Source organism: Bacillus coreaensis, assembly GCF_050586445.1.
GTDB lineage: Bacteria > Bacillota > Bacilli > Bacillales > Cytobacillaceae > Robertmurraya_A > Robertmurraya_A coreaensis.
This window is the reverse complement of sequence record NZ_JBOCCY010000024.1, coordinates 23,000-38,652: the sequence shown is the minus strand read 5'-3', so window position 1 is coordinate 38,652 and position 15,653 is coordinate 23,000. Positions and strand designations below refer to the sequence as shown.

The 15,653-nt window shown below is 37.6% G+C and carries 11 protein-coding genes; 4 read left to right on the top strand and 7 right to left on the bottom strand.

The window, feature by feature from the left end:
* Positions 1-8: 8 nt before the first annotated feature.
* The 6 genes from ACQ5H4_RS22120 to ACQ5H4_RS22095 all read right to left on the bottom strand — a co-directional run bounded on the left by ACQ5H4_RS22120 (position 9) and on the right by ACQ5H4_RS22095 (position 7,903).
* Positions 9-1,733: a glycoside hydrolase family 3 protein gene (locus ACQ5H4_RS22120; protein WP_430777051.1), complete on the bottom strand. Its 1,725-nt coding sequence runs from the start codon at positions 1,731-1,733 to the stop codon at positions 9-11.
* A gap of 12 nt (positions 1,734-1,745) precedes the next feature.
* Positions 1,746-2,393, bottom strand: coding sequence for a beta-phosphoglucomutase (pgmB, locus tag ACQ5H4_RS22115; protein ID WP_430777050.1), 648 nt, complete (start codon positions 2,391-2,393; stop codon positions 1,746-1,748).
* 446 nt (positions 2,394-2,839) lie between these two features.
* Entirely contained in the window at positions 2,840-3,742 is a 903-nt protein-coding gene (locus ACQ5H4_RS22110; RefSeq protein ID WP_430777049.1) for an alpha/beta hydrolase, read from the bottom strand.
* A gap of 86 nt (positions 3,743-3,828) precedes the next feature.
* Positions 3,829-4,875, bottom strand: coding sequence for an MFS transporter (locus tag ACQ5H4_RS22105; protein ID WP_430777048.1), 1,047 nt, complete (start codon positions 4,873-4,875; stop codon positions 3,829-3,831).
* A complete protein-coding gene (locus ACQ5H4_RS22100) occupies positions 4,827-5,144 on the bottom strand; it encodes a hypothetical protein (protein WP_430777047.1) in 318 nt (105 codons plus the stop codon). Before ACQ5H4_RS22100 ends, ACQ5H4_RS22105 begins: the two co-directional genes overlap by 49 nt.
* Before the next feature lie 254 nt (positions 5,145-5,398).
* On the bottom strand, positions 5,399-7,903 hold the full coding sequence (locus ACQ5H4_RS22095) for a GH39 family glycosyl hydrolase (RefSeq protein ID WP_430777046.1): 2,505 nt from the start codon (positions 7,901-7,903) through the stop codon (positions 5,399-5,401).
* 220 nt (positions 7,904-8,123) lie between these two features.
* Between ACQ5H4_RS22095 and ACQ5H4_RS22090 the strand changes: the two genes are divergently transcribed.
* Positions 8,124-10,508 (top strand): beta-glucosidase, encoded by a 2,385-nt coding sequence (locus ACQ5H4_RS22090; protein WP_430777045.1) that lies wholly within the window; start codon positions 8,124-8,126, stop codon positions 10,506-10,508.
* A 39-nt stretch (positions 10,509-10,547) separates the two neighbouring features.
* On the opposite strand, the gene ACQ5H4_RS22085 is transcribed toward ACQ5H4_RS22090, so the two are convergent.
* The gene (locus tag ACQ5H4_RS22085) at positions 10,548-11,354 is read right to left on the bottom strand and encodes a helix-turn-helix domain-containing protein (protein WP_430777044.1); all 807 of its coding nucleotides are present in this window, start codon (positions 11,352-11,354) and stop codon (positions 10,548-10,550) included.
* Between the two features lie 200 nt (positions 11,355-11,554).
* Here ACQ5H4_RS22085 and ACQ5H4_RS22080 point away from each other — a divergent pair, with 200 nt between their 5' ends.
* The 3 genes from ACQ5H4_RS22080 to ACQ5H4_RS22070 all read left to right on the top strand — a co-directional run bounded on the left by ACQ5H4_RS22080 (position 11,555) and on the right by ACQ5H4_RS22070 (position 15,638).
* Positions 11,555-13,507: a primary-amine oxidase gene (locus ACQ5H4_RS22080; RefSeq protein ID WP_430777043.1), complete on the top strand. Its 1,953-nt coding sequence runs from the start codon at positions 11,555-11,557 to the stop codon at positions 13,505-13,507.
* Between the two features lie 64 nt (positions 13,508-13,571).
* Positions 13,572-14,135, top strand: coding sequence for a hypothetical protein (locus ACQ5H4_RS22075; RefSeq protein ID WP_430777042.1), 564 nt, complete (start codon positions 13,572-13,574; stop codon positions 14,133-14,135).
* A 66-nt stretch (positions 14,136-14,201) separates the two neighbouring features.
* Positions 14,202-15,638 (top strand): APC family permease, encoded by a 1,437-nt coding sequence (locus ACQ5H4_RS22070; protein ID WP_430777041.1) that lies wholly within the window; start codon positions 14,202-14,204, stop codon positions 15,636-15,638.
* Positions 15,639-15,653 lie beyond the last annotated feature (15 nt).

Sequence of the window (15,653 nt, the reverse complement as noted above, 5' to 3'; positions counted from 1 at the left end):
CTTTCTTTTTATAATCTAGTATCCCATTTTCCACAAAACGCATCTACGGGACTCTTGCCTTTGAATTCTGATCTTCCAGTAATTTTATCGATCACTGCCTTGACGACAAACTCATTAGACGAATACGCATTAATATACGTTTTTACCATCGGTACATCCTGAAGGTGATAAGGGTTGGCTACAGATATAAACATGATAGGAATTTCGTTTACAAACCATGGAGCATTTGCATTTAAAGGCTGCATCCAATTGATTCTAACAGTTGTTTGATTACTTGCCGTTTCTAAATTCGCTACATATAAAACAAGGTCATATTTTTCTTTTAGATCATGAACACTCATGAGTAATTCTTTAAAGTTCACCTTGCTATTATCGAAAAGATCGACTTCAAATCCTTCTTTTTGAAGAGCTTCTAAAAAGGAATGAGTTACAGAAGCGCCTTCTTTCAAGCCGCCACTTTGGTCACCTAAAATATTTAATCTGATCCGTTTATATTGTTTAGGGCTAATCGGTAATAATTTCTGTGTGTCCTTTACTAACGTTACCGACTGGTCAGCACATTCGCTTGCCCACTTCTTATGCTCCTCACTCTGTAGTACAGATAATGCTTCTTGACCGGGTACAAGTGTTCCATCAACTTTTTGATTGTGTAAACCTATAGACAACTTTAAAGCTAATATTCTCGTTACGGCTTCATCTACTCTTTCGACTGAAAGAATACCCGTTTCAATTCCCTTCATCATAAACTCATAATCTTCTCTAATATCACGATTAAAGAGGAACATATCACAGCCTGACGCAATGGCTTTTGGTACAGCAATTTCTCTTTTTTCCGAAACAGTGAAACCAAGCATTGGAGTCGCATCTGTAATGATTAGTCCATTAAAGCCTAATTGTTTTCTCAACAAATCATTTAACAGCTCTGGAGCTAAAGTGGCTGGCATAATCTCTTCGTCTTGAATGGTTGGAACGAGTTTTCTAGAATAATGTGGTAGTTTGATATGACCTATCATAATCGATTTTGCATCAGCCTCAATCATTTCTTTATATACCATTCCAAATGTTTGGTCCCACTCTTCTGGTGATAGTGAATTCACAGAAGATAAAAGATGGTGATCTCGATCATCTACTCCATCCCCTGGAAAATGCTTAACAGCGGCTGCTACACCACTTTTAATCAAACCTTCCATATAGGCTTTTCCCATATTCGTCACTCTTACAGGATCAGAACCAAATGTTCTTACATTGGTAATCGGATTTTGATAGTTCATATCAATATCAACGATTGGTGCAAATGCCCAGTTACAACCTACTGCTCTTCCTTCGCGACCGGCAACTACCCCCAACTTATAAGCCATGTCCACATTGTCCGTGGCTGCCACCTGTAACTGCTTCCCAAAGTACGTTCCATCGGTTGCAATACCGTTTCCTCCCGCTTCTAAATTAGCGGAAATTAACAAAGGAATAGGAGAAAGACTCTGTAAAAGTCGGTGGGTTTCCTGCATTTTCGCTCCCTCGTTCGGACGATACATGATCCCACCTGGCTTGAATTCTTCGATAAATCTAGTTAACTCTTCTTCCTGATCGGAGCTGCCAATCGGACAGAATAGTTGGCCAACTTTCTCACGTAAACTCATGGACTGGAGGGTTTGTTCAATCCAACTGATATCTTTATCTGATAAAAAAAACGGTTTGTTTTTTAAATGAGCGTATTTACTTTCCATTTGTATCATCGTTTGCTCTCCTTATCTCTCCAATAATTGTTCAATATTGAGCTTAGTTAAATCCTCTACACAGATATGTGCGTTAGGACAGGTCGCAGCTGCGCCAATTCCTACTGCCTTCATTCCTGCAGCAATCGCAGCTTCAATCCCTGCTTCTGCATCCTCCATAACGATACATTCTTCCGGTCGTACGCCAAGCCTTTCAGCTGCTAGCAAGAAAACCTCTGGATCTGGTTTACTATTTTTAATCGCATTTCCATCTGCAATCGCATCAAAGCTTGAAGCCATTCCGATTTTTTCTAAGATAAAAGGTGTATTTTTACTTGAGGAACCGATCGCTATTTGGATTTCTCTACCTTTTAGATTCAGAATAAGTTCCCTTACACCCGGCAAAATATCTTTAGCAGATAGATGGTTTAAGAGTTCACGATATGTTTCGTTTTTTCGTTCAGCTAGAAGGAGCTTTTCAGTTTCGCAATAACTCTTAGTTGTATGGTTCAAAATGATGTCGAGACTTTCCATTCGGCTTACGCCTCGTAATTTTTCGTTTATCTCTCGATTAAAAGGAATCTCTTCCTGATCGCTAATTTGTTTCCAAGCTTCGAAATGATATTCATCTGTAGAGACAATAACCCCATCTAAATCAAAAATGACTGCTGACTTTTTCATATATCCCATCCTTATCTCAGGGCGTTTCCACCATATTGATTGTTTGAAAGCGTTTCATTATTTTTATGATATAAGATTTTTTAAATTTGCGCTTTCCCCTTTTTGACATTAAAATAGCCGTTATTTGTTCTAAATGAAATTGGAGAAGGATTGCTGAAACGATAAAGGACAAAAATAGAGGATTTGATTAAGGAAAGTGAAGATGAACAAACTTACTGAGGAGGCTAAGAATTAAGGGGATAAAGACCATTTCTTATTATATTCACTTCATTAGTGGTCTTCATTTCCTCTATGATAACCGTTTCTTACTAGATTCACTTCAATAACGGTCTTCATACCCACTATGAAGACCGCTTCTTTCTAGATTCACTTTAATAACAGTCTTCATTTCCTCTATGACGACCACTTCTTATCTAGTTGGCCCTAATAACAGTCTTCATACGAACTTACAATTGTTTCTTCAACCACCTAGCCGCAAGATCGAACCATATCTTGCAGTCTTCATTTAAATGACTTGGATTATTTGCCGTTGTTTCATCACAAAGAGATAATCCATGTACTCCGCTTTCAAAGACATGCAGTTCATAAGGAACCTTCTTTTGCGCGAGTGCTGTTGCAAATCTTAGAGCATTTTCAGCATAAACGAGTGAATCATCTGCTGTGTGCCAAATGAAAGTTGGCGGAGTCTGAGGAGAAACGTAGTTCACGGGACTAACTTCAATAAGCTGCTCTTCTGTAGGAGTGGCCGTTCCAAAAACAGCTTTACTCGAAATATCCCAAAACCCTTTAGCGAATGAATCTGCATCTGTGTCTACTTTTTCCTTCATAAGCTGATAGTCTACTAGGGGATATCCGAGAATAACAGCGCTAGGCCTAAAGACGTCACTTTCAACACTAAATTTTTCTGTTAAAAGTGCACTATTCCATTGAACTCCCAAACTAGCAGCTAAATGCGCTCCTGCAGAGAATCCACAAACAGCAATTTTTTCAGTGTTTACTAACCATTTAGAAGCATGTTCTTTAATCATTAAAATGGCTTGTGCTAAATCGAATAATGGTTGAGGGTAAGCAGACTGTTCATTCGGAGCCGGTAGATTATTAAAATCCTTAACCCATTCCTTAAAATAAGTAGTATAGCGTAAAACAAATGTATGATAGCCTTGAGATGCAAAGCGTAATGCAACGGGTTCTGCCTCACGGTCGGATGTTCCTAAATATCCACCACCAGGACAGATAATGATAGCGGGACGTGTTTTGTCCGTTTGTAATTCTAATGAATTTTCGTGAATATAAGTTTGTAAGTATACATGATCACAATTTTCCCATAGTCTGATTTTTTCCATTAACATAACGATAATTCCTCCTTATTTGTTTAACAGAATAATGGGCCCGATTGAAAAACCGAACCCATACTTTTTTCTATATTGTTTACCTATTATCCTATCTTTTCATAAGGAATTTCTTCTGAATCGTCTTTTCCTTTAATAGGCGCTCCCATTTCTGGAATTGGAATAACAGCTAATGCAGATAGTACAGAGAACCCAGCAAGTATTAAGAAGAATAAAGTATAACCGTCACCACCAAACCATAAGACCCCTAATGCAATTACTGCAGGTGCTGCAAAGTTTACTAATGCTGAAGAAAGCTGGACGGTAACATTCATAATAGACAAGTCTTTTCCCGTATCCATTTTTGACGGCAGGATACGGTTAACTAGTGCATTATCAACTGCTCCGTACATACCAAATCCAAAGTTGAAGATAAAGTTACCAACAATGACCCATATGATATCTTTAGAGAATGCAAATGCAACAAGACACACACCTGTTACTAACGCTGCCCCCATAACAAAAGGTTTTTGTTTCTTGACCTTATCAGAAAGGAAGCCTCCAAGAATTCCCGCCACCACCATTAGCATAATGGAAGGTGCCGTATAAGCCATTAATTTAAAGATATCTGCTTCCCCAAGATGGAATCTAGCAATATAGAACAGAGTTAATAGTGATAATCCAGCATTTGAAACGTTAATAAATAGTTTTGTTAGTAATGCCCAAGTGAATGTTGGGTGCTTTTTATAACTAGGATAGAAGTTTTGTAGTCGCTTCCAAATTGGTGTATTCTTTGAAGCTTGCGCTGTACCAGCAAAGTAGTTATCTTTTACAAGTAGAGCTGCTGCAATTCCACCAATTAACTGAATAATGGCTATTGCTACTAATTTCTGTTGGACTGTTGAATCTGCAAACACACCCATGATCATTTGACCTGACATAACGAATGCAGGAGCCGCTGCACCAATCAGTCCAGATACACGACCAAATTTTTCAGGTTCCACTTGTTCAGGTACGATGGCAAAGCAAGAAAGAGAAACCATTCCATAAAAGAATTGAACTAAGCAGAAACCTACTACTAGAACAGGTATTGATGGGGCATATGTTAGTAAAGCATGGATAGCGCTCCACCGATACTTCCCGCAACCATCCAAAATCTTCTTCTACCAAACTTCAAGCGAGTCTTATCAGCGATGACTCCGCCTAAAGGACCTAAAAATACAATCGCAAGTCCACCAATCCCAGCAACCATACCATAAACAGCGGTTACATTTTCCTCTCCAACAAGTCGAATAATATTAAACTGAATAAGACCAAAACCAAGTAATACGAGAGGAGCTACTGCCGTACCTACTCCCAAAATAGCTGCAAAAACTAATCGAAACAGCGGTGTAGGTGTTTTATTCCATGTTACACTTTCCATTTGTTTAACCTCCCTTTAATAACTATCTAAGCGCTTTCAAAAGCCCTATAAAACTACTACATAACATAAGTGCTAAATAAACTCATTTTCTTTCCGCGCTGGAAACGCTTCCTATGTACTTCATTATAGAACTATGAAAACCTTTACACTATCCGATATTTGCTCAAAGAGAGACCGTAAATTGTCATTTCTCTTTTGAATTGACTTTTTACATTAACTAACTACAACAAAAAAAGGCAGGTATTTTAGCCTGCCTAGAGGGTTCTTTGAGGAATAATTTCTATTAATTGCACTTCGTGAGGCTGTAGGGTCTCTTCTATAATGAACTCTCCTTCAACACTTACCTCTCTTATATGCTTTTTAGGAATGGAAGAATGCTTTAAATATTCAACGGCTTCCTCATCCATCCGGATAGGCGCTCCCATTTCTACCCATTGATCAAAGCTACTCCCATTGCCTCGGTTTATTTTGTGTTGGTTCACTATATAAATCCCCTTATCCAAACCGCCTACATATAGTGTCATGCGAATATCATCTTTATCGAGAAATACCTTATAGCGATCGGTCAAATCGATTTTTGCATGCTGATTCATACAATACAATCTGTCATAATGGCAATAATGATAAAGAATGATTTGATACCCCCCAGAACTTTTGGTCACAAAATACCCTTCCCCTGATGCTATTAACTCATTTCCAAGCTTTCCTAGAAATTCATATGCATATAAAGCAGGCTTTGGAATGCCATTGTTCGTTGTTAAACCGAGGCCACCATGATACGTTTCAAGGGCAATCCTTTGTTCCTCAATGAAGTCTGTCAAAGTCCAATAGCCCAAGCTTTGGATCTTATCGATATTTTCAAGCAGATTTTTAACGATAAAAGCGGCTTTAAAGCTTGTATCATTTGTTAAATCTCGATGAAAGGCGGTTGAATTCCATTCTGTTAGGTGAACCTCTAATTGTGACATTTTTTTCTCCGCTAGAATGTCCTTGAGTCGGTTAATCTTATTTTTTAAAAAGTCTTCGTCTCGTGAAATGTAACCAAACTCGAAGGAATCGCCGTCTACCATTTTTCTTTTCTTATTAATATCTTTTTCTTCATGTGAGTAACAATGGAACGTAATAAAATCAGGAATGCAATTCTCGTTACTACAAAAGTCTAAAAACCCCTGTAACCAAACACTATTCACCGTATTAATACTTGGGCCGCCCACTTTATAGGTAGGATTGTGCTTTTTTATCGTGTTATAGGTACTTTTATAAAAATCACAATAATCCTCAAAGGTCCCTCTCCAAAACACGTAAAAATCAGGTTCATTCCATACCTCAAAATACCAGTTTTTCACTTCTTCCGTTCCATATCTATTTTCATAATGTAAAATAAAGTTCTTCACTAGAGAATTCCATTTTTCGATATCCTTCGGCTGGCTAATAATACTTTTTTTATAAAAAACCGTTTCCTCTTGATTTTCAGCTAAGTCTCTTGGCATAAAACCAAGTTCAACAAATGGTTTTACGTCTATGCTTTTTAAAAAATCGAATAGCTGATCTGTATAGAAAAAGTTATACTCGACCTCACCCCTATCGTTTTCCGCGTATACCATCATTTCATCGTCAAACAATCCATGAAAGCGAAGATAGTGAAAGTCGGTTGCTTTTTTCACTCTCTTTATTTGCTTTTGAACACCTGTATAAAGACCCTCTTTCGCCTTTCCGATTGTCATTAAATTTTTCCAAGTATGATTCAGTTTAGAGGTTTTCCCTTTTATATTAATAGGAATCTTTTTCTTAACCACCGCTTTATGATTCACTTCAATTAATTTATCCTCTTGAGGTAAAAACGAAAAGAGCTTTGAGAAGGCTTGATCCTTATCAATTTCAACATAGTTAGCAAGCGTCACTTTGCTACTATCTGTTTTTCTTGGTTCCATTTCAACGGCCCGTCGATATTCACTTGGTGTCTGTTGATAAAATTCCTTAAAAGCTCGGTTAAACGCCTTTACACTAGCAAATCCATTATCAAGGGCAATTTGCGTTAAAGGAATATCGGTAAAAACAATATCTTTTACCGCATGGTCTAGTCGAATACTATCGACATACTTTGAAAAGGGCATGCCAAGATGCTTCTGAATAAATTTAGAAAGATAGTGAATAGAAAGAAACTCAATCTGAGCTAGTTCGTTAAGTGTTATTTCTTGCTTAAAATTATCCTTTACATAAGAAGTGATTCGTAAGAGTCTATCGATATGCTTTTGGCTGGAGATTTTGCTTTCCTTAACGTTTTCATCTTTGAAATTTTTCGTTAACAAGTATATTAATTGGAAATAAAGAGATTGTATTTGTAGCTCATATCCTTCTCCCTCTTTATTAATAACCCACATCATTTGTGCAAGCAGAGCTCGAATCTCATTAAACTCCCCTTGATGGCTTTCATCGAATAAAAAAGACTTACAAGAGAAAGAATATGTGTCGGCGTCTTTTATATTATTCTTCAAATCAGGGATCGGGATTTGAAGAGCTAGTAATAAATTATCTTCTTGATGTTGTATGGAGTGGATATCATTTGCGTTGATCAGAAAAATATCCTTTTCATTTAAATGGTATCTTTTATCATTAACCGAAACAGCAACCTTCCCTTTTAACACAAAGATCATTTCTATGCTGTCATGCCAATGGTTTGTCACATAATCAACGCTGTGCAGAAAAATATGTATCGGCAGGTCCTTATTCATTTCGATAATTTCATATGTAAAGTTCATCGTATTCACCCGACTTTTAACCTATTTTTTCAAGTATACCTTTCTGTCGATTAAAAGTGAATGTTGTCGTATGGCAATTTTCAGTAGATTTTGCATTGAAAAATTACTAGTAATACTAAAATACTCCTTTTTAAAACTTCTGAAAATTCACACTCTAGTTGGTAAGATTGTTTATGAAAGCGTTACCAAACATACTCACTTAACTTTTTGGGGGGATATGATGTTAAAGAAGATGAGGAAAAAAAGAAGACAATTAACTTCCATTGCATTAGCAACAGGTATTGCTTTATCCGGATTAAGTTTTCAAACAGGAGTATTCGCAGCTGAACAAGAAGCACTAAAGACAGAACAAACAATCAAAAATATAGTTCCTCAATTAGTAGACAAGGCTTCCATTGATGCTGTCATCGCCGCTATGACGGTGGAGGAAAAGGCAAAACTCGTAGTAGGTGTGGGCATGCCTGGAATGACAATTCCTAAACTTCCCGTGCAAGGTGCAGTGGGAGGAACACCAGCCATTGAGAGATTAGGAATTCCTGCCATGTATTATGCGGATGGACCGGCCGGGTTAAGAATTAGTCCAACACGTCCTGGAGAGTCAAAAACGTATTATACCACTGCCTTCCCCATCGCTACCTCATTGGCATCCACTTGGGATACGAGTGTAGTAAATAAGGTTGGGCAAGCACAGGGGAATGAAGTGAAGGAATACGGTGTGGATGTATTGCTTGCACCAGCTCTAAACCTTCACCGAAACATATTAACCGGAAGAAACTTTGAATATTTTTCTGAGGATCCTTTGATTGCAGGTAAGATGACCGCTGCCTTAGTAAATGGTGTCCAATCTAATGGAGTAGGTGCTACCATCAAACACTATGCAGCTAATAATCAGGAAACCAATCGTTTTACCATTGATACGATTGTTTCTGAAAGAGCTCTTAGAGAGTTGTATTTAAAAGGCTTTGAGATCGCTGTGAAGGAATCTCATCCGAAAGCTGTCATGAGTTCTTATAATCTGCTAAATGGTACACCTGCATCTCAAAATGAAGAATTGCTGACAACAGTCTTAAGAGGAGATTGGGGCTACGATGGCTATGTGATGACTGACTGGTTTGCTGGAACAGATCCGGTTGCCCAAATGAGAGCAGGAAATGATCAGATTATGCCTGGTTTCCCTCAAAGCTCAGAACGAATTGCAAATTCGGTTAAAAACGGAAGCTTAGACGAGGCGATATTAGATAGAAATGTTAAGAACATCTTAAACTTCGTCGTCGAATCTCCTAGCTTTAAAAATTATAGCCATTCTGACAATCCAGACCTCCAAGCTCATGCCCTAGTTGCTCGTCAAGCTGCGGCGGATGGAATGGTTCTATTAAAAAATAATCAAAATGCACTTCCACTTCAAAAAGAAAACAAAGTGGCGTTATTTGGTACCGCACAGATTGAAACGGTAAAAGGTGGAACAGGTAGTGGAGATGTAAACGCAGCCTATACCGTGTCTATTGTAGACGGATTGAAACATGCAGGATATTCACTCCATGAAGACCTTGTGAATCAATATAGCAACCACATTAGTGAGTTAAGACAAATGGAACAATACAAAATAAAGCCGAGTCCATGGGGTGAGGACTTTGGAAAAGAAATACCAGTCATTCCTGAAATGGTTTTAGATACGAACCAGATTAAAACAATCGAGGGTGAATCAGATATCGGGGTCATTGTGATTGGAAGAAATTCTGGTGAAGGTGTGGATCGTCAAAATGTAAAAGGTGATTACCTTCTAACAGATACGGAAAAAGCGATGATTCAAAACGTCTCAAAAGCATATCATGATGCTGGAAAGAAAGTGGCAGTTGTCCTGAATATTGGTGGCCCTGTTGAAATAGCAAGTTGGAGAGATCAAGTGGATTCCATCCTTCTAGCATGGCAACCGGGACAGGAAGCAGGTGATGCGGTAGCAGATATATTAACTGGAGCGGTGAACCCTTCCGGAAAGCTAGCAACCACCTTCCCTGTAAAATATGAAGATGTACCTTCATCTGAAAATTTCCCTGGTACACCAGCAGAGAACCCTACTCAGGTTGTCTATGAAGAAGACATTTATGTTGGTTATCGCTATTACTCAACCTTTGATGTGAAACCTGCCTATGAATTTGGATATGGATTGTCTTATACAAGCTTTGATTACAGTAATGTTCGAGTGAATCAGGGAGGTAAATTCAAAGATCAAATTACCGTATTTGCTAATATAAAAAATACAGGAAAAGTATCAGGAAAAGAAGCGGTGCAAGTATATGTTTCGGCTCCAGATGGAAAGCTTGAAAAACCTGAAATAGAATTAAAGGCATTTGGAAAAACAAAAGAATTAAAACCAAATCAAACTGAACTATTAAAGTTTGATTTGAAAGCGAAAGACCTCGCTTCCTTTGATGAAGAGAAAAATCAATGGATTGTAGAAAAAGGTAAATATACTGTAAAGGTTGGAGCTTCATCAGAAAATATTAAAGGCACCGCTACCTTCACAGTTACCAAAGATATCATTGTAGAAGAAGTGAGTAATTCGTTAGAGCCAGAGGTTGAAATTGATAGACTCAGTAAAAATTAAGATACAAACGCCAATATTGAAACTGGATATTGGCGTTTTTTATTGGTCCTGATATAAAAAGAGATTTTTATATTCTTTTGGCGTTATGGACATATACTTTTTAAATTCCTTATAGAAATGAGATTTATCAAAGAAGCCTAAATCATCTACCGTTTGATCCTCAATATTTTTGCTGAATTCTAGGAGTTGATGGATAGACTTTTGCAATCGAACAATTTGGCAAAATTCCTTTGGAGAAAAACCAATATATTGGTCAAACTTTTTCCGAATGTACCTGTCCGTATAGCCTGTAATGGAAGACAATTGCTTTACACTCATTGAGCCCTGAGAAGAATAGATCTTATTTAAGCAAAAATTGGTTAGATTTAAGTCATAATTCCCTTCATAGTTTATTGAAGTTAAAAACGAAGTAAACCACATGATCCGATCATTTAAGGTGGTTTGTTCTGCTAATTCTTCTAGGATGGACGGATGAAATGTAAATGCATCAAATAAAGGGATTTGTTGATGATGAAGCAGTTCCTTTAAGGAACATTGGAATTTCAAACTGCCTTGTTCAGGATAAAACCTCACACCAAAATAGTCAGCATCCTTCCTGAATTCATATGTACATCTTTGTAAGGGGCTAGTTGCAACAACCGCAAAAGGTTTGGCGGAATCAAAGCAAAAAAGTAGATCTACACAGCCATCTGGAATAACTGGTAAAAAACCTGAGGACGTTTCTAAAATTTTAAATTGATAGAATAAAGATACATTCTTTTTTAAGATTTCTGGAGGCTTTTCTTCCTCATAATAATAGCTATTTTTAATCATCTCCGGCTGGGTAGGGTTAAATAACCAAGTCATTTTCATCCTCCTTTATACAAATATTTTCACCATATACAAGTTGAGAAACATTATAACTTATTTACAGTCCAGCCCCTCCTTATGCGTTAGATAATATAACATCATTTGTTACTAGTTATTACGTAGTTCCTTTTTTTACAATGATTTTATTCTGAGTGTTTCGTATATTTAGAACAACCAATCACAAGGAGGAACTACAAATGGAAAAAGTAAAAGTAATAAATAAAGTGAAGCATCCTTTAGAACCTTTAACTGGAGAAGAAATTAACAAAGCTGTAGCCATTTTACGTAAAGAGATGAACTTAAGTGAACATGTAAGATTTGTTACAGTCGTGTTAAATGAGCCTGAGAAAGACTTTGTTCTTAATTTTCAAACGGGAGAGGAAATCGAAAGAGAAGCTTTTATTATCATTCTCGACAATGAATCAGAACAAACCTACGAGGCTGTTGTTTCAATTACAAACGAAACAGTTGTTACATGGGAACACATTCCAGGAGTCCAACCAGGCATCATGCTTGATGAATTTGAGGAGTGTGAAAAGGTAGTCAAAGAGTGCCCAGAATTTCAGGCTGCTTTACTAAAAAGGGGAATCACAAACACAGATCTTGTTATGGTAGACCCTTGGTCGGCTGGTTACTTCGGTATAGAAGAAGATGAAGGGAAACGGCTAGCTAGAGCAATTTGTTGGGTAAGAAAATTTCCAACTGATAATGGATATGCGTACCCCTTAACAGGAATCGTAGTTTATGTAGATTTAAATAAAATGGAGGTTCATAGATTTGAGGACCATGGTATTCGTCCACTCCCACCTACGGATGCAAACTATACACCAGAAACGTCCGATAGCATTACACTACGAACAGATTTGAAACCATTAGAGATTATCCAACCTGAAGGTCCAAGCTTTGAAGTAGATGGCCATTATATTAAATGGCAAAAATGGCATTTACGCTTTGGTTTTACTCCACGAGAAGGACTCGTTCTTTATACAGTAGGATATGAGGATAAAGGTACTATTCGTCCTATTTTATACCGTGCAGCTTTATCCGAAATGGTTGTACCTTATGCAGATGGAAGCTTTGCCCATAACACGCAAAATGCTTTTGATGCAGGAGAATACGGAATGGGTCAGCTTGCCAACCCATTAACATTAGGATGTGACTGTTTAGGTGAAATACGATATTTTGATGCAGTCATGACAGACAGTAGAGGAAATGTACGTACGATCCCTAATGCGATTTGTCTTCACGAGGAAGATTATGGAGTTGCTTGGAAGCATACGGATTGGAGAACCGACCAAGTAGAAACGCGTCGTTCTCGCAGATTAGTTATTTCCTTTTTCTGTACAGTTGGAAATTATGACTATGGTTTTTACTGGAGCTTCTATCAAGACGGAACAATTGAAAGTGAAGTGAAATTAACCGGGATGCTCAATACTGGTACATTTGATGAGACTGGCAAATCTAAATACGGTACGGAAATCGCTCCTCAATTAAATGCGGCTTACCACCAGCATTTCTTTAACTTCCGCCTCGACACCATGTTGGATGGAATGAAAAATTCAGTAGTAGAAGTAAGCACTTTACCTGAGACAAAAGGACCTCATAACCCGAATAATAATGCTTTCTATATTGAGACGAAAACATTTAAAACGGAACAGGAAGCACAAAGAACAATGGATTTCGCATCTCAACGTACGTGGAAGGTGATTAATCCTCATTCATTAAATGCGGTTGGTACACCAGTTGGATATAAAATCATGCCTGGAGAAAACTGCTTGCCATATGCTAGTCAGGACTCTAGCGTAATGAAGCGGGCGGGTTTCCTTAAAAATCACCTTTATGTGACTAAGTACAATTCGAAAGAAAAATTTGCAACTGGAAATTATCCAAATCAGCATAAAGGTGGAGATGGTCTTCCAAAATATGCTTCAGCCAATCGAAATATTGAAAATGAGGACATCGTTTTATGGTACACCATGGGACATCATCATATCACACGTCCGGAAGACTGGCCTGTTATGCCAACTGCTTATATTAACTTCCAGTTAAAACCAGTAGGGTTCTTTGATCGTAACCCAGCTCTTGATTTACCTCGCCCAAAGGCCAAAGGATCTACTTGTCATATGAACAATCAAACAAATTGTCACTAACAATACTTGGCTACCAAGGAGAAGAACCTAACATTCTTCTCCTAATAAGTAAGGAGAGATACAAATGATTAATTGGATTAGTTTACTGATGGTCATTGCATACAGCATTTACTTTAGTACTAGTAGAACTGTAAGAGAACATATATCGAATTCCTCTTTAGCAAAGTGTATTCCGATGTTACTAAGTATGACTAGTAGTGTCACAATAGGTTTAATTATTGCCATCTGGATTCCTCACCTACTTGCCATATCAACTATATTTTCCATCATGCTATCCGCTATTATTGCATTTTTGATAGGAAGAGTGTTTGGGATTAGTGGAATCATAGAGGCTCAATCATCGAGTTTTATGGGAGCCATGATGGGTGCGATGTTAGGGGTTATGCTATCGACTAGCGAAGTAGTCACTATGGTCATTGCTGCCGATATCATATACCTAATAAGCTTACTAGCAATCATGCTGCTATTGACGAAAGTGGAAAAACAAAAGAAGCTGAATTCAAAAATTGTTATCTACTATACTGTATTTATCCTAAGTATCACATTTATTAGTACAATAGGAGTTTTACAATCTGTGACAAAAGAACAGGTTGAATTTCAACCAACTGTTCATAAACACTCACACTAAAACCTCCATATAAGTACTTCTCATAAAGTTTGAAAAAAAATAAAACAATTAGAAGGAGGAATTAATTTGGAGTTACAAGAAAAAAATATGGTACAAAATAATGATAGTATGTTGGTAGACAAGTTCGGCTACACAAAAGAGCTGCAAGGATCGATGACTGTACTGCAACTAACTGCATTTGGTCTTAACTATATGCTACCTCTAGCTCCTGCCGTTATCTTTGGTGTACTCCTTTCTACATCAGGTGGTACGGTCGCTCTTCCATTTCTCCTTGCTGGTATTGCGATGCTATTAACCGCATTTAGTTACTCTACTATGGTGAAGAATTTCCCTTTAGCTGGGTCGGTTTATAGTTATGTAGGTCGTGGCTGGAATCCCCACTTTGGTTTTTTAGCGGGTTGGGTCGTTACGTTAGATTATGTATTGATACCAACCATAACTTCTGTAAGTGCTGCATACTTAGTTCAACAGTATTTCCCCACTATTCCCTTCTGGATTCTACTTGGTATGTTCTCCATAGGTATTGGTTTACTGAATATTCTTGGTGTGGAATTAATGTCTAAGATGGGGATATGGTTTTTAATTTTAGGTGAATTTGTTGTATGGACCTGTATTCTCGTATGGGGAAAAGCCGTATACTCTGATGGTATAGGTACTGGTACTTTAATAAGTAGCTTACCATTTCAGTTTGATAGCATGACTGGATTAATCGCAGCTACCTCATTAGCTGTCCTAAGCTTCTTAGGTTTTGATGCTATCACAACATTAGCGGAAGAAACTCGCAATCCTAAAAAAGACATTCCTCGAGCAATATTTCTATGCATTGGAATTGGATTAATAACTATGGTGGTATGTAGCTATATTGCTATGCTTGTTATTCCAGATTGGAGAGATTCCATATCTGACGAAAATTGGATGAATACGGTCTTATTTCAAGTATCCATATTAACAGGTGGCGACGCTTTTGGCCTCTTTTTCACTGCCGGTTTTTTAAGCTCCCTAGCAGTATTTAATTTAGTAGCAACTGCTGCAGGTGCTAGGCTACTTTACGGAATGGGCCGCGATAATCTTTTACCAAAAGGAATATTTGCCGCTATCAACAAACGATTTAATACTCCCCATTTTAATATCATACTAATTGTTGCCATCGAATTCGTACTTGGAATTACGGTCGATATTGGAATGATCTCTAATTTAGTAAACTATGGGGCATTTTTTGGATTTGCTACTTTAAATTTATCCGTTATATGGTTGTACTACATCAAGAAAAAAGGAGAAGCACCACTCCATTTATATGAGCAAGTTAACTGGAAACCTTTTGGAATATTCCACCTAAGATACATGGTTCTTCCAGCACTTGGCTTTGCAGTAATTGCTTATGTATGGAGCGGTATGGACAAATTCGCTTTCATTTTAGGAACTGTTTGGTTAATCATTGGAATCGCATTTCTTTATTTTCGAACGAATGGTTTTAAGCAGCTACCACCACAGTTAGAACATTAAAATTACGTTAGAAAC